This is a genomic window from Accumulibacter sp. (assembly GCF_036625195.1).
In the GTDB taxonomy this organism is placed as follows: Bacteria; Pseudomonadota; Gammaproteobacteria; order Burkholderiales; family Rhodocyclaceae; genus Accumulibacter.
Window position 1 is genome coordinate 2,226,929 of sequence record NZ_JAZKUG010000001.1, and the last position, 19,827, is coordinate 2,246,755.

Annotated in this window: 18 protein-coding genes and 1 pseudogene; 9 read left to right on the plus strand and 10 right to left on the minus strand. The window is 61.3% G+C overall.

The window, feature by feature from the left end; all coding sequences use genetic code 11:
* Window positions 1–125 precede the first annotated feature (125 nt).
* From V5B60_RS09720 to V5B60_RS09730, 3 genes are all read left to right on the plus strand, one after another.
* Window positions 126–923: a sigma-70 family RNA polymerase sigma factor gene (locus V5B60_RS09720; RefSeq protein WP_332346809.1), complete on the plus strand. Its 798-nt coding sequence runs from the start codon at window positions 126–128 to the stop codon at window positions 921–923.
* On the plus strand, window positions 916–1,572 hold the full coding sequence (locus V5B60_RS09725; RefSeq protein ID WP_332346810.1) for a hypothetical protein: 657 nt from the start codon (window positions 916–918) through the stop codon (window positions 1,570–1,572). Before V5B60_RS09720 ends, V5B60_RS09725 begins: the two co-directional genes overlap by 8 nt.
* Before the next feature lie 315 nt (window positions 1,573–1,887).
* On the plus strand, window positions 1,888–3,108 hold the full coding sequence (locus V5B60_RS09730) for an IS110 family transposase (RefSeq protein WP_332346425.1): 1,221 nt from the start codon (window positions 1,888–1,890) through the stop codon (window positions 3,106–3,108).
* Between the two features lie 281 nt (window positions 3,109–3,389).
* On the opposite strand, the gene V5B60_RS09735 is transcribed toward V5B60_RS09730, so the two are convergent.
* The 5 genes from V5B60_RS09735 to V5B60_RS09755 all read right to left on the minus strand — a co-directional run bounded on the left by V5B60_RS09735 (window position 3,390) and on the right by V5B60_RS09755 (window position 8,062).
* A complete protein-coding gene (locus V5B60_RS09735; RefSeq protein ID WP_332346811.1) occupies window positions 3,390–4,271 on the minus strand; it encodes a hypothetical protein in 882 nt (293 codons plus the stop codon).
* 190 nt (window positions 4,272–4,461) lie between these two features.
* Complete coding sequence (locus tag V5B60_RS09740) at window positions 4,462–5,145, minus strand: hypothetical protein (protein WP_332346812.1); 684 nt, start codon at window positions 5,143–5,145, stop codon at window positions 4,462–4,464.
* 388 nt (window positions 5,146–5,533) lie between these two features.
* Entirely contained in the window at window positions 5,534–5,992 is a 459-nt protein-coding gene (locus V5B60_RS09745) for a hypothetical protein (protein WP_332346813.1), read from the minus strand.
* 119 nt (window positions 5,993–6,111) lie between these two features.
* The gene (locus tag V5B60_RS09750; RefSeq protein ID WP_332346814.1) at window positions 6,112–7,089 is read right to left on the minus strand and encodes a hypothetical protein; all 978 of its coding nucleotides are present in this window, start codon (window positions 7,087–7,089) and stop codon (window positions 6,112–6,114) included.
* Between the two features lie 19 nt (window positions 7,090–7,108).
* Entirely contained in the window at window positions 7,109–8,062 is a 954-nt protein-coding gene (locus tag V5B60_RS09755; RefSeq protein WP_332350517.1) for an IS1595 family transposase, read from the minus strand.
* A gap of 441 nt (window positions 8,063–8,503) precedes the next feature.
* Here V5B60_RS09755 and V5B60_RS09760 point away from each other — a divergent pair, with 441 nt between their 5' ends.
* The 3 genes from V5B60_RS09760 to V5B60_RS09770 all read left to right on the plus strand — a co-directional run bounded on the left by V5B60_RS09760 (window position 8,504) and on the right by V5B60_RS09770 (window position 10,896).
* A complete protein-coding gene (locus V5B60_RS09760) occupies window positions 8,504–8,650 on the plus strand; it encodes a hypothetical protein (protein WP_332346815.1) in 147 nt (48 codons plus the stop codon).
* The gene (locus V5B60_RS09765) at window positions 8,634–9,230 is read left to right on the plus strand and encodes a hypothetical protein (protein WP_332346816.1); all 597 of its coding nucleotides are present in this window, start codon (window positions 8,634–8,636) and stop codon (window positions 9,228–9,230) included. Before V5B60_RS09760 ends, V5B60_RS09765 begins: the two co-directional genes overlap by 17 nt.
* A 325-nt stretch (window positions 9,231–9,555) precedes the next feature.
* A complete protein-coding gene (locus V5B60_RS09770; protein ID WP_332346817.1) occupies window positions 9,556–10,896 on the plus strand; it encodes a hypothetical protein in 1,341 nt (446 codons plus the stop codon).
* 36 nt (window positions 10,897–10,932) lie between these two features.
* On the opposite strand, the gene V5B60_RS09775 is transcribed toward V5B60_RS09770, so the two are convergent.
* Window positions 10,933–12,411, minus strand: a complete 1,479-nt coding sequence (locus V5B60_RS09775) for a rhomboid family intramembrane serine protease (protein ID WP_332346818.1) — start codon at window positions 12,409–12,411, stop codon at window positions 10,933–10,935.
* A gap of 106 nt (window positions 12,412–12,517) precedes the next feature.
* On the opposite strand from V5B60_RS09775, the pseudogene V5B60_RS09780 reads away from it, so the two are divergent.
* Both V5B60_RS09780 and V5B60_RS09785 read left to right on the plus strand, forming a co-directional pair.
* Window positions 12,518–13,561: pseudogene (locus V5B60_RS09780) on the plus strand (aconitase family protein); the annotation flags it as partial.
* 129 nt (window positions 13,562–13,690) lie between these two features.
* A complete protein-coding gene (locus V5B60_RS09785) occupies window positions 13,691–13,894 on the plus strand; it encodes a hypothetical protein (RefSeq protein WP_332346819.1) in 204 nt (67 codons plus the stop codon).
* 84 nt (window positions 13,895–13,978) lie between these two features.
* Here V5B60_RS09785 and V5B60_RS09790 read toward each other — a convergent pair whose 3' ends face one another.
* The 3 genes from V5B60_RS09790 to V5B60_RS09800 all read right to left on the minus strand — a co-directional run bounded on the left by V5B60_RS09790 (window position 13,979) and on the right by V5B60_RS09800 (window position 17,205).
* Window positions 13,979–14,797 (minus strand): PEP-CTERM sorting domain-containing protein, encoded by an 819-nt coding sequence (locus tag V5B60_RS09790; RefSeq protein WP_332346820.1) that lies wholly within the window; start codon window positions 14,795–14,797, stop codon window positions 13,979–13,981.
* A gap of 1,686 nt (window positions 14,798–16,483) precedes the next feature.
* Window positions 16,484–16,816: an SPASM domain-containing protein gene (locus V5B60_RS09795; RefSeq protein WP_332346821.1), complete on the minus strand. Its 333-nt coding sequence runs from the start codon at window positions 16,814–16,816 to the stop codon at window positions 16,484–16,486.
* The gene (locus tag V5B60_RS09800; RefSeq protein ID WP_332346822.1) at window positions 16,813–17,205 is read right to left on the minus strand and encodes a hypothetical protein; all 393 of its coding nucleotides are present in this window, start codon (window positions 17,203–17,205) and stop codon (window positions 16,813–16,815) included. The genes V5B60_RS09795 and V5B60_RS09800 overlap by 4 nt, the downstream gene beginning before the upstream one ends.
* 413 nt (window positions 17,206–17,618) lie before the next feature.
* On the opposite strand from V5B60_RS09800, the gene V5B60_RS09805 reads away from it, so the two are divergent.
* Entirely contained in the window at window positions 17,619–18,476 is an 858-nt protein-coding gene (locus V5B60_RS09805; RefSeq protein ID WP_332346823.1) for a DUF4124 domain-containing protein, read from the plus strand.
* A 154-nt stretch (window positions 18,477–18,630) separates the two neighbouring features.
* Here V5B60_RS09805 and V5B60_RS09810 read toward each other — a convergent pair whose 3' ends face one another.
* A complete protein-coding gene (locus V5B60_RS09810) occupies window positions 18,631–19,527 on the minus strand; it encodes a recombination-associated protein RdgC (protein WP_332346824.1) in 897 nt (298 codons plus the stop codon).
* Between the last annotated feature and the right edge of the window lie 300 nt (window positions 19,528–19,827).

The following is a 19,827-nucleotide window of genomic DNA, read 5'->3' on the forward strand; positions in this document are numbered from 1 at the left end:
CGCGAGGAGACAGGCGTCTTGCGGGCTGCTGGGATGAGCGGGAGGCTGGTTCTGCGGGGTGCTGGGGAAATCCGGGCCGGCATTCCCGGTTGACGAAGGGCGACTTGGGCGGAGATACTCGCAGAATGATGATTGGAACTCCAATCCTTCCCGAGTGGCGAGTTTCCTCATGCATCATTCGGCAGAAAGTGCTGACTACCCGCTTGATGGTCGCCAGTCTGTCGGAGCCGCGCGGCCAACGCCACCGCTTCACCTTCGTTCAGCTACCCAATCTTCAATCCCGAATCGGTATGGATGCTCACTCTTTCGTGCAGGCAGCTCAGGCAGGCGGCAGCGCTCTCGAAGCTGTCATGCGAACTCTCATCCGGGACGAGTCTCGCCGCACGTACCGACTTTGTAACCGCGATCTCTATCGGCTGAATGTCGCCGATTCCGACGTCGAAGACTGCGTGCAGGAAACGTTCCTCAAGGTCTGGCGCAATGCCCGCAGCTTTCGCGGCGAATCAAAACTCCTGACATGGATCGAGTCGATCCGTCGAAACACTGTGAGGGATTTTTCTGAGCGATGCCTTCGGCGCAACGAAGCTGCGCTCGAGGACGAAGATGGCATGATCATGCCCGATGCTGAAAGCAAGCTGCAGGAAGCCGCACACCACTCGGTTGATCGGCCCGACCTTTGTCTCGAACGAGCCGAAGTGCGGGACTGCCTCGCCAGGCGCATGGAGGTGTTTTCCCGAGATTACCCGACGGACGTTACTTATCTGGTATGGATCGTCATCGACGGTATCAGCAATGAAGAACTCCACAAGCATCGCGGGGGAACTGAGGGAGCAACACGTGAGTACAAGAGTCAGTTGATGAAAAAAGCCCGGAAAATCTTTGCTGAGTGCTACCTTTTGGCACGGGGAACGTCACGTGGGTGAGCTGACCCCGCGACAACTCGACGCCGACGAGAAACAGGCACGCGCCTGGTTTGATGTGCTGGCGGGGCGACGGCCCGGCGGGTCTCCCGTTCCGGACGCAGCGTTCGCCGAACTCCTGCGAAAGGCCATCATGGCAAACCCGCCACCGGCTGGCGAGATGCAGATCTCGGTGATCGAGATGGAAAAGCGGATAGGTGACGCCGCTGCCAAGGAAGGACTGCTTTCCATGGAAAAACCCCGACTGTCGCTTCACCCGAAAGCAGCCACTCCGAGCTGGCTCACGGGCTTCTGGACGACGCTAACAGGCGCGCCCGTTCGCTCCGTCACCGCAGCCGCGCTCGTCGTCGTGGGAGTTTTCCTTGTTGTGCAGCAATCGTCGCATGTCGAACCTGACGCGATGCCCATCTCTCGCGGGGCCCAGATACAGGCGGCTGAAGCTCCGGGAGATCCGCAGCGGGCTGCCAGTGCGCTGGTTGCCGAACTCAAGCAGGAGGGTTTCGTGGCCCGGCTGGAAAAAGAACAGCAGCAGGTCATCATCCTTGTTGAGCTACCAAAGTCTCCCACACCAGCCCAGAAATCCGCTCTGGCGCGCGCGAAGACCACAGCGCTGCTGTTCTCCCCTGGTCTGACAATAAGGGAAACCGAGTGAGATCTGCTGTCTTCCTGCGGAAAATCTGACAATCCGGGTGCAACTGCGTCTAACTGCGTCTAACGGTCATTGCAGTTGCGGCCGCCCCGGATGATGAAAGAAGATGCGGGTTGGGAGGCGCCGTGTAGAGGTCGCGCAATATTTTGGCGGTCCAACCCCGCAAGCTAACGTGACCCGCTGAACCGACTCGTACCCCGGATTGCTGCCATCGAGCGCACACATTAAAAGGGCCGCTGGCGACCTGTCGCCTTCAGGCAACTTCGGTTCTGGCACCCGCCGCCTCCCACGTTCGAGTTTATGAGGAAAGGAGACAGAATGGAACTGGTTCCGATCCACAAACGAGTGATTGGCCTGGACGTTCACCAGGCACAGATCACGGCCTGTGCGATCATCGAAGAAGCGAGCGGCGAGACACGAATCGAGCAGCGGCAGTTTGGCGCGTTCAAACGGGACCGGCGGGAGCTGGGGTTCTGGGCGGCGGCGCTTGATCCGGACGAAGTCGTCATGGAAAGCACGGGTATCTACTGGAAGAGTCCGTATGCGGCGCTCGAGGCGGTCGGTATCCGGGCGACGGTGGTCAATGCCCGGCACGTCAAGCAGGTGCCGGGCCGCAAGACGGATATCGGCGATGCGCAATGGCTGGCCACGCTGGCGCGAGCCGGTCTTCTGCGCGGGTCTTTCGTGCCGCCGGCCAAGCTGCGCGAACTGCGTTTGATCGCCCGGCAACGGCAGAAGCTGGTCGGGCTGCTGTCGTCGGAGAAGAACCGCCTGCACAAAGTGCTGACCGATGCCGGCATCCGGCTGGGTGTGGTGGTCAGTGACATGCATGGTCAGTCGGCACGGGCGATGATCAAGGGGATTCTCAAGGGGCAGGCGCCGAACGAGGTCCTGGCACTCGCCAGCCGGCGCCTCAAGGCCAGCCGTGAGGAGTTGCACGATGCCCTGCAGGGCGAATTGACCGCGAGTCACGTGTTCGTTCTGGACGAGCTGTTGCGGCATATCGAGGAACTCGAAGCGCGCATCGCCCGATTTGACGCCCGTCTACTCGACGAGTTGGCGAGCGAGCACAACGCGCTGGCCCTGTTGCAAACCCTGCCGGGTGTCGACACCGTCGGTGCCGCCATGCTGCTCGTCGAGATCGGCAGCGACATGAGCGTCTTCGGCAGTCCCGACCGTCTGGCTTCCTGGGTGGGCATCTGTCCGGGCAACAACGAGTCCGCCGGAAAGCGCAAGTCCGGACGCGTTCGCAAGGGCAATCCCTACGTCCGACGACTCCTGTGTGAGTTCGCTCACGCCGCCAGCCGCACCAAGTCAGCGTTCCACGCCAAGTTCCAATCGCTGATCGTTCGTCGTGGCCACAAGCGCGCCATCGTCGCGCTCGCCCACAAGATGTTGCGCACCATCTTCTTCATGCTCAAGCGCGGCGACTATTACCGGGATTCCGCCACCAACTATGAGCAGCTCTGTGTGCAGCGCAACGCCTCTCGCTGGATCAAGGCTCTGACTCGCTTCGGCTTCATCCCCGCAGCCGCCTGATTCACGACAACCGATCACCATGACCCAGCGCGGTCTGTATGCGCACGCTTGGAGACTGGCTTCTTTCACATTAAACTGACCTGCTTCATCGCGCTACCCGGAGTGAGCTGAGATGTCTAGGTTATACCGTATGGAGATACGGCGATTAAATCAGTGGCTCCATAAGTGATTATTCCTATACTCAAACTTGCGAGGATTGGCCTTCGGGGCGGTGAAGGAAAGTTCATGGCGGCATAATACACGAAACACATCGGCGCGAAAAAGAAATGCACAGAATTAGTTTAATAGTATGGGCGCGGGCAAACCACTTCGGCGTCTGACATATATCTTACTATTCTACCTTTATCTACAATTGCATAGTAATGCCTAGGCTCATATCCAAAAAATATACGTGCAGATAATTTTCTACCAACAATCTCATGGTTATCAAGATCTTGCTGGCTTTGAACATTCTTAGCTACATAAGCACACATAAGTTCGTGCCATGTTGGATCCTTTTTGCCCAGATAGGAAAGGTAAAATTGCTCTCTTCTAGCTATGCTTTCCTTTTCGCGAGCCGATAATTTGGTGTCTGCTGGCCGTTCATGTTCAAGTAAACCAGGAAATGGCTCTAATCCAAGCCATGTCATCCAAAAAATATAATCATCTCTTGCCGCATCATGAACAAGGCTTGCAAGTTGGTCAACACTGTAGAAAGAAGGAACTCTCATCTCATTATATTTTGGGCCGCGCGATACTTGCGTAAAAAAATACAAATAAAACCCCTTGAGCTCGTCATCCGTGTATGTATTGGCGCGTGTCCCTCGAGGATTGTCTTTCAGAATCTTTGCGATATCATAGTACTGTTCCCGCACTAGCTTGCTATTATTTCCATCAAGAAGGCTATATTGGTTACCAACTAGGTTTCGTGCATAAACGACGAAATCCGTGCCTTTTGAATTTACATGCATTGCTTGAAACACAGAGTTGGTCACTACACTCTGACCATTGACAAGCCCTGGATTGCGGGCAGACTCTACCGCATTAAATCCTGCCATAAAAATTTTATCGAACGGGTTGTCATGCCCTGTTGGGTCATTAACAACAGAACTACATCTTGCAACCAACGCCAGTGTTCCAGCAACTAAAATCGCTGCCTTACCCCATCTTTGGACCAATGCCATTTTTTCTCTCCTAAGGTTTCACCCGCCCTTGACAGCGCCCTCAACGCTGGCGATGTCTCTTCTCTAGGTCGGAGGCGGATTCCATGTGGCCTAGGCAGGTATGGACCGTTTCCACACCAAACGAACCCCGACATACTCGAAGCGGCAAGAAGCAGATCGCAATCCCACTTTATCTCCGTCCGCCAGCAGATTAGAGCTTCCTGCAAACTCCTGTCTCAACATCAAATACGGGAGACTTATCATCTTCCTTCTCGATTGGATGCATAATTGTCAGCGTATTGCTATAAGGTGTATAGAAGGCTTGACACCAGAAGAAGGTTCTATTGGCGGAAACATCTTGTTTCGCAACGGTCTGCATGCAGTAGAAATCAGGGCTTCCGGCAGCAAAGTTTGACTCCAGGCGCTGATTTGGGAAATACTTCGCGGTGAACTCGCGATCGCGGCTCAAGAGAAATCCCGCTTGCCCAAGCTCCGGCTTAAAGATCCGAAGAAAAACGGTCTCATCCGGTTGGTCTTTCTTCCTTAAGTTCAGTCTGCGGTAATCAATGCTCCACAGATCACCCGTGTCGCCCCTAGCATGTGCGAGTTTACATTCGAATTCGCCTTCGGCGACTGTGATTTTTGATGAGAAAGAGGGGCCTTCATTCCAGTATGTTAAAAAATTCGATGAATAACCACCCCGGTTCCAGAAAAGAGCTTCCATTAGGTTGTTGCTTGGTCGTTCGATGGTTGGACCATTAATCCACCCAAAAGGCAAAGTCAAGACCATAAAGCAGCTCAAAGAAAACGTGAGCAACCAGAAGATACGTTTTCCGGTCTGAGATAGAGTTCGCGCAACCATCATTCTTGAGACTTGCATTTTGGCATCCTTCATTGTCGTCGTATGGTAAAATCTTCCTGGCATTAACAGATCAGTAGATTGCCCATGTTCCGCTGGTCGGCTCGCTCACCAGTTAGTCGTTGGCTAAATACCAACCGTTTTGTAGAAGCTGCAGGTTTCATAGCCTTGGCCGAGCCTGTTCCAGCAGGATCTGCGCCTCTCTTGAATGGACCAACGAGTTTCCATGCGATACTCATTTCCTACTCCTTCTAAGCGTTTTTTCTCACGTCTGATGCGGGGATGACCCAGCAGAGAGCCGTCTCTTGGGCGATGAATTTGGGCTCGACGACCATTTGCTCCCTTGTCGCAGCCAGCCTGTGAGACGCTCTGAGGGTGGCGAAGTCCTTACTGTTGGATGAGCGCAGGAGTTGGTCAAGAAACGTCACGCTTTCTTTGAAGAAAAATACTCGTTCCTGGCACGAGCGTAGCGATCCCGGTCAATGAGCGCGAGAACAATTGAAGCAAGACATATGAGAAATGTGGTCTTGTAAAAGTAGTGCTTTGCGATTTGAGTTGGGTCGTGACCGACCTCGCCAACAAGCATTACAAGAGTCCCCACCATGCCCGCCGTCAAACAAGGAAATACGTAAACTTCAAGCTTGAGGCGAATGGCAGCGAAACCCTCCACGCAAAGGGTGCCACCAACCCAGACAAACATAGCAGTCGTGCCCAAATGTAAACACCCGTAGAAGAGAATTTCATACCATTGCTGACCCGGACTCATCCGCTGAAATGAAGGCGTATCGTAATATGCTAGAAGCGCCACAGCGCAAATATACAGGCCAACGATAATCCACAAACACCCAGCCACTCCAGTTAGACCCGCTTGTCTCCACTTCATAGAAAGCATCCTCCTTGTAATCCGAACGCCGGATCGGCACTCTTCAGTACATTATCAATACCAAGTCTTTGCAGGCTCAATCGCTCGAAGCTCTCAACCAGGCAGGGCTTCTCCGCCACTCAATTGCCGTCACAATATTGAAACTCGCTTTGGCCAGGACAACGACTACGCCGCACCTCAATTCTGTCGCGCTCATCCTGCTGCCGCCGACGCTCTTCTTCTCGACGTTCCTCCTCCCGAGCTCTTCTTTCGGCGTGATCGGCCGACGCGTTCTCGTGCCGCTTGAAGTCATCAGCGAGACGTTGTTCCATTTCTTCATTGATACCCCGGCTCGATTGCCCGCGATGGGGCGGATCGATCTCGGCTTCCCAGGTGTTCCCCGATCTGACCAGGTGTGCACTCGCCGTGCCGGCCATCGGCATCGTGAACGATGGCACGAGAGCTCCCCCACGGGATTGGTGAAGCAACGACATTTCATACGAGCAATGGAAGCTCCCTTTCGGCTTGGCCGGCTGACAGGCGCGTTTCTTGAAGGACGAGATACGGAAGGTGGTGTTGCCGGCCAATGCTCGCGACCCATCGGCCATGGCACCCAAACTTCGCCCCAACTCGCCAGGTAAGACGGTGCGCCAGACCTCTCCCTGTTTCTTGAAGGCAAGCTCATAGGCGCGATTTCCGGCCGTTTCCACCGCCTGACAAAGCTCTGCCTCGGTCGGGCCATCGCTGGCGGCACCTTTCGCGACGGAGCGCTCATCCTGCATTCGCTTCGTGCAGTAGGAAACGTTGGTATCCGGATGTCCCGGAGTGGCCGTCCCAGGAACGCGCTGCCCCGTGTTTCCGTTCGACAGCCTCTGGTCGCGGTAGGGCTGCCAACAGGCGTGCGCCGCTGTTTCGCATGCTTCCGAACAGGAGGTACGTTGCCGCAAGTCCATTTGCAGACAGGCTCTTCGACAGACAACCTGTTCCTGAAGGCATGGGTGCTGCGGTACCGCCAGGGCAGAAAAATTAGCGCCGATCAGTGCGAAAAGCACGACCCCCGTGCTCGCCTTGCGTAGGGTTCCTGTCAGTTCCATGCCTGTGCTCAACATCGTCATCATCTGCCTCCAAGAATCCTGATTAGCAATGAGTCTCAGCCAAGCGAATCGTGTGCTCGGGGTGGGCGTCACAGCGAGCAGCGGCGATGAGGAGCCGCTGATGCAAAGTGCTGAGGTCGAATCGACGGTTGAAGCGGTAGGTGAATGCCGCGAGGTATCGAGCGGAATACTTCCGGAAGTTGAATGCATGATAGCTACCGGTCAGGCTGGTCTTGAGATTGCCCAGGACGGTGTTGATCCACTGGAACTCCGTCAAGTCTTTCGGCTTTCGTCCGGCGACGACGGTTGGCTGATGGATGCACCCGGCTTCGGTGACGGCAGTGAAGCAGGCCAGACCATCAGAAGACACGGTGCTGCCCGGAGCCAGATGCGTTTTGGCCCAGGCCGCGATGGCCTTGAGGGTGAAGCCGGGCACCGGCGAGAGCGTGACGCGCAAGGGATGCCCGTCGTCGGTGAGCGAGAGCGCGGCGACGAAAGGGATCTTGTTCTCGGAGCCACGACCAGCCTTGCCGCCGCTGCGCTCGCCTCCAAGGTAGGCATCATCGACTTGGACCTGCCCTTCGAGAACGTAGCGCTCTTCGCGCTTGGCCATGGCGTTCATCAACTTGTGCTGAATCAGCCACGCCGTTGGGTAACTGACGCCCAACTGCCGCTTGAGGGCGAGCGCGGACAACCCAGTCTTCGCCTGGCTGATCAGGTAGATGGCCAGAAACCAGATCGTCAGGCTGAGCTTCGTGCCCTGAAAGACCGTACCGGCAATCAGCGAGGTCTGATGTCGGCAGGCGTTGCACTGGAACAGCTTGCGGCTGCCTGCGCGCAGCACGCAATGGGCCGAGCCACCGCAGCACGGGCAGCGAAAGCCGTCCGGCCAGCGCGCCTCCACAAGCGCCGTGTCGCATTGGGCTTCCGTTCCGTACCGTGCGAAAAAGTCGGGCATCGACAGACCAGGTTGAAACTGAATTCGGTTCATTGCCATGACGGGATCCCTTCGCCTAGAACTGTATGTCTGTACAGTATAGCGCGCTCGGGAACTCATGGGTACGTATTGCTGAGGATTATTGCTAATCAGGCCAAGAATTGGGATAAGGTCTGCGTCATCGGCCAAGGTACCGATTTCGCGGCAACGCAGTTCTTGGACGGGCGCAGCTTGTTCTTGTCAGGGTGCAGGGTGATGATCTCGATCGGCGGCAACTTCGCGAGAGACGTCGGTGTCTATGGAAGCGTGCGCGAGCGACCCTCGGCCCGAACGGCATTGTACCCCTTTCCGCATCATGGCCGCATGCCCTGGGTTCCCTGCTCCAGGGATTCTCGTCTTGGAGAGGGTGGTGCGCCCGGCCATCTTTACGCCTGAACCTGACATCCGTCGAGGCAAGCCGTCTACCACTTGCGAGCGCTCCGTCACGGCCTGGCACAACCGATGGTCGCCGCCATGACCATGTCTCGGCGACCCCTGGGCGTGCTGGAGATGGGGCCGGGCGCGGTCGCGAAGGCCATCCGCATCGCGCGGGTGGCTATCGTCAACCCGAATTTCCGGAATTGGAGAGTGATTGCTGATGAATATTGACCACCAGCCACGCGCCCTGGGCAGATCGTCGCCAGGCAGGGTAGTTGCGGGGCTTCTCGCGGGGATGCTTTTGATAGCCCACACCGACGCGGCAGACCGGATGGCTGTTCCTGATAGCCGAACACTGGACGCGCAGGCAACCGGTCGTTGGATCCAACTCGACGCGCACAGAGACAAGCGAGTATACGTCGCGCTGACCGGTAGCCGTGGCTACGATGGGCTACCGCGCATTCACCTGCGAGTCGATCGGCTGCCGGATGCCGACGACCTGGCAGCCACTGAGATCACGACCGAGGACATCGATTGTTGGCGTGGGGAGACGCGTCTGATCAGCATCCGCCGCCACGACAAGAACGGTGTCCCGCTTGGCTCATACCATTACGAGACGCCGCAGCCTCCCGAACGCATCTTATCCTTCTACCAATCGCCCCTTGCCGAGTTCTGCCGCGGAGAACATCTCCTGACGAGGCTGGCGGGCGGCAAGGAGCGTTGGCTCGAGGTAGCGCACAAGCAGCAGGCACTGCTCCGCGAGGAGTGGCGACGACGGATTCCGGATCGCATGATTGCGCTCCCTGACTAGGGCGGCAATCGGCGCCCGCACGGCTGGCACCACGGTATCCATGCCGCTTGGCACTCCCTTCCCAGATGCCGGTTTGTCCCCCACAAGACCGGCCGGTCGTCGGCGAGGCCGCGGTGAATCAGCGGGCGGACGTGGCATCGTGTCGCCTTCCCCCGCATCCCGACGTCTGATACGGCAATAGCAGTTGCCGAGCGTGCGGTCGCCCGGCACACTTGGGCAAGGGCGATGGGCGGTGCTGGCGGCCCATAGTCGACCACAGTCGACGACAGATGTTTGCTAGCATGGCGTGCGTGGACAAGCTGTGTAGCTGCGCTGGGGAGTTGTCGTGACCGATCCGAAAGCCATCATCGCCGAGGACACTAAGGCGATCAGTCCATTCTGGCGCCGCTTGCCGTGGTTCTTCGCTTTCCCGCTGCAGGCCGATGTGCTGGCCAGGATGCTGCTCCTGTCGCTGCTGGGCTTTCTCGCAGATCTTGTTGCATGGAATCTGTTCCTGGTGCTGAGTGTGATCGGTCTGTTGGCGCTGAGGCAGGGTTTCGACGCCATGGAAGCCGTCTCCCAGGGCAGGTTGACGGCGAAGCACAGGATGACTTTCATTCCTGGCCCAGGGGGAGCAAAGCTACCCTGGAAGGCCCTGGCGCTGTTCATGCTCTGGGCGATGCTGCTGACCTCTTTGGTCAGCGCCGACCGTGTTTTCCTGGGCTCGGTGGTCGCGCTCTTGCTGAGTGTGAGCCTGCCCGCCTGTGTGATGGTCCTTTCCACCACCAACAGTCTGTCGCAGGCACTCAACCCCGCCAACTGGCTTTTCGTGATTCGCCAGGTTGGCAAGCCCTATGTACTGCTCGTTGTATTCCTGCTGTTGCTGTTGGATGGCACGCCCAGGTCTCTGGATTTGCTGGTGCCGCTCGTCGGCGTGGATATGGCCCTGCCCACGGCGCTGTTCACCGTGCTCTACGTCAGCCAGATCATGTTCGCAATGATGGGTTATGCGCTGTACCAGTTCCAGCAAGTTCTTGGGCTGCACGGCGGATACGGCGTCGTGCGATCCGGTCGCAGGTCGGAGACCAGAGGGGTGACAGGCGCGAACGACACCAGTGCGGAAGGAATCGCGCTCAGGCTGGCGGAGGGTGATGAAGACGGGGCGGTCGAGCTGGCCTACGAGCAACAGAGGCTCAATCCGTATGATCTGGCGATCCAGGATCGCTACCACAAGCTGCTGCTCCTTGCCGACAGGAAGGATCGCGCCTTGGCACATGGCCAGCGCTATCTTCGCCTCCTGGTTCGCTTGGCTCGTAACGGGGAAGCCCTGGAATTGCTGCTGCGCCTGCGCGAACTCGACCCCGACTTCTTGCCGGACTCGCCTGAGTTGCGTTTGCCCCTGGCGACGGCGGCATTCGAGCGCGGAGACACAGACGCCACTGTTGTTGCTCTTGTGCGTTCGTTTGACAGATATCATCCGCACCATCCAGACGTGCCGGCCGTGTATTTTCTCTCTGCTCGCCTGATGAACGAGCGTCTTGGGAACCACGACGCGGCCTTGGTCGTGCTGCGCGCAGTGCGGCAGAAGTTTCCCGAACATCCGCTCACGCCGGCCGTGGAACGATACCAGACGATACTTGAACGGCAGCATGACGGCCAGCAGAAAGCGGGGACAGGAATACGCTGAGGAGGGGCGCGAGCAGTGGATTGCCTTTGCGATCCGTCATCGCAGCAGGTCGGCAGCAACACGCGCTTCACTCGACCCGGCAAAGCGATCGTTCAGGATTGCCGCGTATTCACTCGCCCGCTCTCGCTCGTTGCGCCTCAGCGCACTTTGCACCATTGTCAGCAGCAAGATCGGCAGCGCTTCGTGAGTCGGCACTGTCTGTTGCAGAACGCCCGCCAGACGGGCCGCATCGTCAGTCCATCCTGCCCTGGCGAAGCGCAGACCCAGGCTGGCCACGATGCCGGGTGGCAAGCAAGGGCCAGGCTTGGCGCGGTTCCAATAGACCCGGAAGCAATCATGTACCAGCTCGTCGGTGCCGGGATCACTGTCGCGTAGCGAAAGCAGGCACTTGGCGGCTTGGTGGAAGTCCTCGTCGGCCGGCACCAGCTTGGCCAAGTTGAAGAAGCGGGTCAGAGACTCCCGGTCGTCTGGACGGAGTGTGACCAGACGGCGATACGCCCCGCGGGCGGCATCAAGCTCCATGTTGCGCACGAGCGCTTCTGCGCGTGCCCTCTGGCTATCGAAGCCATCAGCGCTTCCGGCATCAGGCAGTTTCAGGATAGTCTCGGGATATCGCCACTTCAGCAAGGCGATCAGGATGGCGCCAGTCAATAACCCTCCCGCATGCGCCATGTAGGCTACCCCGGCGCCTTGGGCGAAATGTTGTTGAAGCAGTTCGTGCGCAATCCAGATCGGCAGAAAAATGATGGCTGGCGTCCGTACGATATCGAAGTACACGAAGAACTTGACGAAGAACTGGATGCGCCTGCGGCCATACAAGGCAACATACATGGCCATCAGGCCAGCGATGGCACCCGATGCGCCAAAGCTGGTGACGAGATCATCCCGGTGGCTGGCCAGATCGAGCAAGTACCCACCCACTCCGGCCAAGAGATAGAACATGAGGTAGCGCAGTCGCCCCAAGGCAGCTTCAACAGCACAGCCGAATATGAAAAGGAAGACCATGTTGCCGATCAGGTGGGCTGTCGAACCGTGCAGGAAGACGGCCGTGACCGCTGTCAACGGTCGCCAGTCCGTGGGGTTGGATGCCCAGCGGTCGGTGAAGCCAGTACCTTTCAGGCCATCAAAACGGGCGCGATCTTCCTTCCAGCGCACGTAGTCGGCCTGATCCGGACGAATGACTCTTTCGGCCAGCAGGTCTGCCTGAAAATCCCGATCACGTTCCATCAGTCGCAGCAGGAACGCCTCCTCTGACGCGCTTGGGGGATCGCCCAGCCTCTTGGCGAGAGTACGCCGTGCCGGACTGGCTGCATGGCGAAGATGCTCGATGTAGCGCGGCAACTCGAGCCTTGGCAACGTCGATCGCAGGTAGTACGCGACGGCCTGCTCCCACGCCTGCTCGTCGGATCGCTGGGGGCCAAAATAGATGAGGCAGTTGAGCACGATCAGCAGGAGCGTCATCCATGGCGGGTCACGCCAGGTTGGTCGGCCGTGAATGGGAATCGCAATGAACACGGAAGGATTATCCCACGGCGTAATGCTGCCGCCGTGTTGATGGCGGGGCTAAATCGCGGAAATCTGGCGGAGAAACACGGCTGCCTACCAAGTCTATTCGCTGGACCAGGTCTTCTGCCACACCGCTGCCTATCCCAAGCTGGTCGACTTGCGCATACACCGCAAACTGCCGTCGTTCATCCCCACCCGCGGAGGCGTCACCCTGCGTGACCTGGTCAATGCGATTCCCTACTACGCCATCCAGGCCGGTCTGCTGACCGTCGAGAAGAAGGGCAAGAAGAACATCTTCTCGGGCCGCATCCTCGAAATCGAAGGGCTGCCGGATCTCAAGGTCGAGCAGGCCTTCGAGCTTTCCGACGCGGCTGCCGAACGTTCGGCAGCTGCCTGCGCGGTGGCGCTGAACAAGGAACCGATCATCGAGTACATGCGCTCGAACATCACGCTGATGAAGTGGATGATCGCCAACGGCTACCAGGACGCGCGTACGCTCGGTCGCCGCATCAAGGCCATGGAAGCCTGGATCGCCAACCCCGCGCTGCTCCGGGCCGATGCCGACGCGCAGTACGCGGCGGTGATCGAGATCGACCTCGCCGACGTGCTCGAACCGCTGGTCGCCTGCCCGAACGATCCGGACGACGTCAAGCTCCTGTCCACCGTCGCCGGCGAGAAGATCGACGAGGTCTTCATCGGCTCGTGCATGACCAACATCGGCCACTTCCGCGCCGCCGGCAAGGTCCTCGAGGGCAAGACCGACATTCCGACCCGCCTGTGGATCGCGCCGCCGACGAAGATGGACGCGATGATCCTCAACGAGGAAGGCTACTACGCGATCCTCGGCAAGTCCGGCGCGCGCATGGAAATGCCCGGCTGCTCGCTGTGCATGGGCAACCAGGCACAGATCCGCAAGGGCAGCACGGCGATGTCGACCTCGACGCGCAACTTCCCCAACCGTCTCGGCATCGACACCAACGTCTACCTCGGTTCGGCCGAGCTCGCCGCCGTCTGCGCGCTGATGGGCCGCATCCCGACCCCGGCCGAGTATCTCGAGCAGGTGCAGGCGGTCAATGCCAAGGCGGCCGACGTCTATCGCTACATGAACTTCGACCAGATCCGGGAGTTCAGCGAGGTGGCGGATACGGTGGCGGTGTAGCATTCCATCGCGTCAGCAAGCTCAGCGCCCCGTCGGGACACCGGCGGGGCTTTTTTTGGTGCGAGCCACGACGGCCACTCGCTGCGGGTCATGCTTTGTCGTCTGGGAAGACCGGCGCAGGCCCATTCGTTGACCGCCACCAATGACTTTCGTCGTCTGGCGAGTGGCGCGGCCACCGGCTTCTCGGACGAACAGAAGAAGTTCCCTGCGCTGGTCGACTGCTTCGAGGGCCCGACCGTCACCAGCGACGGCAGCCTGTGGGCTGCGATCTCGGCTGACGGTCATTGCCATTGCGACCGCTCGCCAAGCAGTCAGCGACGTGCTGCACCGTGAACCACCGGCAAAAAAAATCGCGACGCGTGGACGGCGTCGCGATGTCACGCGCGGTCGCCAGAACGGCAAACCGCGTGCGAGAGATCAGCTCGGGAAGAAGCGGCGGCGACCGGCGAGCGAGGCCAGCGCAGCGCCAACCAGCAGCACCGTGCCCGGCTCGGGGACGGTGCCATCGGATTTCACGTCGTGCTTCAGGTTGTCGAAGCCAATGCCGGCGCCGTCGTCATTGAAGATCGAAATGCCGGCGATATCGAACGTGCCGCCATCGCGGCTGAAACCGTAAAACGCGTCGGCCAGTCCGCTCACGACGATGCGGTCGATCAGCGATCCGTCGCGGCGGAAGAAGTCGATGGTTGCCGACCCAGAGTTGCCACCGACCAGCTGGAAACCGAACTCCGATTGATCGGTCGAGAAGAGGACGGCGAAGGACCCCTCACCGATCGCGTTGAAGTTCGGGAAACCGGACGGACCCAGTCCGGTGAGGACTTGACTGGCGCCATTGATGAAGACGTTCAGGTTTTGATTCGCCGCGCCGACAGCGAGTGACAGCGAGGCCGTCGGGGTTCCGCTGAGAACATCAAAGTCTCCGGACGGCGTGTTCGTCTGTCCGGCAAACCGCTCGGCAAAGCTTGCACCGCCCGAAACGAAGATGCCGTTGTAATTGGTTCCGGGTGCCGTGCCGCCGGCAACGTCGTCAAAGGTGACGAGTTGCGTCCCGGTCAGGGAAGCGTATGCGACTTGATTGATCGGTGCGGCCTGTGCGATGGCACAGCCGGCTGCCGCACCCAGCGCGACGAAGAAACGCAATTTGATGCTCATGTGACCCTCCTGTAAAGATTTCCGATTCACGAACAAGTGCCCGATTGACTCGCTCAGCAATCGATAAAGCAAGATCGATGCCACGATGGAGAATGGCTTCCATAACTGTATGTATTCAATGTAGAGGCCAATTCTGCACGGCGGCGACAGCGCCACTGCACTGCCCCGGATGTAAAAAATCCCGACACTCAGGTGCAGCCGGGTCGGGGTCTGCGGTGCCCGGGGTCACTCGCGCAGCGTGCTTCCGAACCGCTCGACATGACGGCCAGAAAGCCCGTGGCGGCCGGCAGCAGCGTTGGCAACGGCGTGCCCGTTCGCTCCCGAGCCGCCATTGGTTGACGATGCCCTGGGCGAGTGGCGATACTGGTGCCATGGCAGGTGAATTTCCTCTCCTCGTCTTGCTCGGTGCGCTCGCCATCGGCGGCTTCGTCGGCGGGCGCTGGCTGCGCGGGCAGGCTGCCGGGATTCGGCGTCGTGTGCTCTGGGTTTTCTGCGGCCTGCCCTTGGCCGCGTTCGGCCTGATCCCGCTCGGCGGCCTGCTCGGCAGCGATACACTGGGCTGGCTGGGCGGTCTGTCACTGATGTTCATGATTCCCCTGGCGCTGCCTCTGCTCGTCGGTGCCACCTTGGGCTGGTGTTTTGGACGCCGCCACCCGGCAGGCAGCGCGGAACTGCCGCTGACCAGCCGCGCGCGGAGTCCGGCGTCGCGCCCGTCGGCCGCAGAGACCGTGGCTCGACCCGCGGCCCCCGCCGCGCGCACGCCGCCGGATGCGCGCCGGGCCCTGCTGCTGGTCATGCTTGCGGTGGGCTGTTGCTTCTGGGTGCTCATCGCGCTCGGCTTCCGTCTGCATGGCCAAGCGGCGCCTGCACCGCTGGAAACCGGGCTGGTCCCGGCCGGGGTGCTGCTGGTCGCGCTCTCCGTGTGGGGGTTGCGGACCCTGTGGTTTCGCCGGGGGGCGGTTGCTGACCGACCTGCCGCCACGCCTCACCGGCCGGGCAGCGAGCGTGGCAACGATGCAGACTGGAAGACGCAGCGACGTCGCTGGCTCGAGGCAATGGCGGCCGACCCGCGGCGACGCGTCTACGCCGAGCGGATCGCCGCTGGCGAGAGCTTCTGGACGCCCGATCGGGTCGAGTACGACCTCGACCCGGAGAAGAGCACTTGTTGCGAGCACCTGGCACCGCTCGAGCGGGCGATGCGCCGGGCAGGCGTGTGGGTGCGGCTGGATCGCGCCGGGTGTGCCGATGCCGCGGTCAGCACCGACGAGGCGGCCGTGCGCGCGCGCTGGCCCTTGCCCAAGTCGGTCCGTTACGAGGAACGGACCGCCTGGGAGCGGTCGGCGGACGACCCGCCCGTGGCCCGTTGGTTCTGCGCCGACTGTCAATCGATCCTTTGCGTGCGGTCGGCCCGGACCGACGCAGTCGTGCCAGCATTTCCGCCCGCCGTGGCGGGGCCGGCGCCGATCGAACGAGACCTTGGGGCAGCCGCGGCGACGGCGCCGGAATCTTCCACGCGTGGCACGACTCGCTCGCCGCGCGAATGCGGTGGCGCACGATCGCCCGGTGAACATCGCGTCCGCGACTCAGCACGCTTCCTTCACCGCTGCGCGGCAGAAGGGTCAGGGATGACCGGCAACCGTCATGACTTCGATCACTGCGGATGTCCCACCGGTGATGAGCGTTCGGCGAGCATGGCCGATGGTGCCCGCATCGCGGGGGTGCGGGTCGGCCAGCCCGTCCGCGATCGTGGCGGATCGCATCCAGCGAGGATCAGCGGCGCCGGGCCGGCTGGCCCCCAGCGCCGAGGTAGCCCGCCACGGCCTGCCGGGCCAGCCGGATCGCGGCGTCCTCAATTTGCCGGAAGAGCGCCTGGTACAACGCACAGTACGGATCGCTCTCGGCCAACCGGCCGTGCACCGCGTAGGCGCCAACCGGGCAGCCACCGTGGCACAGCGCAAGATATTCGCATTCGATGCACGTGCGCCGGACGAGCTGGATCGGCCGCTCGCTGAACTGCCGGCGCGCCTCGCTGCTGGCGAGCAGTCCGGCGAGCGTCGTCGAGGCGAACACGTTTCCGAAACGGTAGTCGGGATGACTGGTCACCCAGCAGTCGTACTCGGGTAGTCGAGCGAACTGCCGATGCAGTTGCCGAACATCCGTTCGATCACCGGATTCCATTCGCGCCCGTAGGCGAGCAGGTTTGTCTGCAGGAGGTGGCGGACTTCGATGCCGCGGGCCGCTGCCGCTTCGCCGACCAAGTCACCCGCCGCGTCGTACCAGTCCGGCGGCAGCAGCATCGCCTCGCCGCCCTGCCAGTAGATGTTCAGCACCGCCAGCCGCCGGCCGGCCATGCACTCGAGCACGCGCCCGACCAGCAGGTGGAGTCCGGCGAGGCCCAGGCGATCGCGCGTCCGGCGCTCGAAACAGTAGCTGCACGCCGCGTTGCACTGCAGCGTCGGCAGAAGGACCAGCGCGAGTTGACCCCGCGGCAAGCTCGTCGAACGCGGCGAGATCGGCGCGCAGTTCGTCGGCCGCAGCGCTCAGGCGACCGATTGCAGCTTCGTCCCGTTCGCCGCTGATGCCACACCTCTCTCGATCGTGTCCCTGATGGTTGCCCACCCGCTGCCCGCAACGGCCGACAGTCAGGACAGCGCGCTTCGGCACTCTGGACCGATCCTCGCCGGCCGCCGTTGATCCAGGTCAACGCGCGAGGCGTGCAGGCGGGCGACGCTCAGGGCCGCAACTGCCCGGTGATCACGGCGGCCGGGAACTGCGGGACGATGACCGGACACGCTGGCCGCGATGGCCCTGACGACGAGAAGCACCTGCGCGAGCGAAAAGCAGGCGTCACACGCCGCGACGGACGGCGGAGAATATGACCTCGTCCAAATCAGGGGAGCGGGCGATGGATCGAGGAAAACAGGGCGTTCCGGCGGCCAGCGGCGAATGGCTGGCGCCTGGCGTTGGGACTTCACAGGCGTGTGCTCCGGCAAGCCGAGTCCTCCCGCGGCAGCGGCCTGGCCGCCTGGCACGGGCGTGGCTCTCGATCATCGCGCTCAGCGTGCTGCCCCCCGTGCTGGCCACCGCGCAGACGATCTATCGCTGGGTCGACGAGCACGGACGGACGCATTACTCGGAGCATTCCCCGGAGCAGGAACGCGCCGGGGTCGTCGACTGTCCGCCTCCACCGAGCGCGCAGGAGGTCGAAGAGGCGCGCAAGCGCAGCGAGCGCAGCCGGAGCGAGGCAGAACGGCTGCAGCGTGACCGGCAGTCCCGCGATTCGCGCGAGCGGCCTTATCAGCCAAAAGACCTCGGTCCGCTGCCCCTGAATGCCGCGTCGGAGTTGATGGCAACCCGGGGGACGGGCTGTCTGGTCGACTGGCGTGAGGCGCCGCTGCTGAAGTTCGCGTTCACGCTCAACCTGAATCTGCATGAGAACGTCCCTGCCGGCGCGCTCATCGAGGCCGAGTTCGAAAACCCGCTCGATCCGGCCGACCCCCTGCGCTCGTCGGTCGTCGTCGAGGTCTCCGGGAAAACCCAGGTCAAGCAGCTCAGCGTCTCGCTCATGTCGCCGAGCGTCACGGTCATCCAGTGCCGGAACTATCTGGTCCGCGTCCGTGCCTACCGTGACGCGAAGTCACGCGAAGTGCTTGACACGCTCGAGCAACAAATCCAGTCGCGCGTCGATTCCACCGTCTGGCAGCAGCTCGGTGAGGAGTACGCGATCGAGCGTCTGTCGCTGCACGGCCACGTCTGCCGCTGATCACCACGCGGACGGCCGGCGGCCGACGAAGAAGCCGGCGAATGCCGACCGGTCCCCGCGCAGCCGCCGCTTTGCTCGCGCCGCCGGGGCGCTGTCCGGCGCGAGCGATCGTCAGCGCAAGCCGCTGCTGGGCCTCGACGCCATCGGCGGCGAATCAGGCGGCTGGCGCCTCGCCGCCGAGGGCTGCCATGAGGTCGGCAAGGAGCTGCGCCACTTCTCCGGCCATCAGCGTGAAGTCGATGTCGAAGCGCTCGTCGGCGTCCTCGGCCTGGCTTTCCGACTGCTCCTTGAGGATGTCGAGAAAGGCCAGTCGCTTGATCTGCAGCAGGTCGTTGAGGACGAAGGAGATGCGCTCGTTCCAGGTCATCGCCAGGCGGGTGACGACCTTGCCGTCGGCGATGTGCTGCCGGATCTCCTCGCCTTCGAGCGGGTGGTTGGCGTAGCGCACGGTGGCCTTCTCCGCCGAGCGCAGTTCGAGATCCTGGTCGACGGTGAAACCGGCAGGTGCTTCGCCGGCAGCAACCCAACCGGTCATCGCCGCCGACGCCGACTGCAGCGGCTTGACGACTTTCGCCGGCAGGCTGTCGAGCGAGCGCCGCAGGTGCTCGACGACTTCTTCGGCCTTGGCAGGCGACGCGGCGTCGACGAGTAGCCAGCCATTGCCGCGATCGATCCAGGCAAAGGTCGTGCGGCGGCGGATGAAGGCGCGCGGCAGCAGTTCGAGGGTCATCTGTTCCTGCAGTTCGCGCAGCTCGCGGCGGCCGATCCGGCGACCGTCGGTTTCCTCGATCTCGCGCGCCCGCTCGCTGGCCAGCCGCTTGACGATCGAAGCCGGCAACAGCTTGTCCTCGACGCCGAGCGCGATGAGCCACTGCTGGTTGACGGAATGCAGCAGGGACCCGCCGTCGCGCGGCGCCACCCAGCCGAGGCTGCGCGGATCGGTCGCGCCGCAGTCCTGCAGCGGCAGTCGCGCCAGCTGTTGTTCGAAGCTATCGGCTTCGGCCGCCCATCCCGGCGGCAGGCGATAGAGTTGAAGGTTCTTGAACCACATCGGCATGGGCCTGCAAAAAGCTCGGCATTATAGGCTGGAAAGTCGTCCTGGTCGTCGGCCGACCCGCCTGCGCAACGTTTGCCCTGGCTGCTGCGCCCGTGGGCAGAAACCGGACCGCCACCGGGCGGCAGCGACTGGGTTGCGCGGCAGGCTCAACCCTTTCGATCAGCCCGCAAAGCTACGGGAACCGGCGCTCGCATTCCTGTGCCATGGAACCAGGCCTTTGACCTTGGCAACTGCTTGATTCGATCCGTGTTGCCGTGGCCTCGGGTCTACCTCCTGCTGCCATTGCAGCTTCCG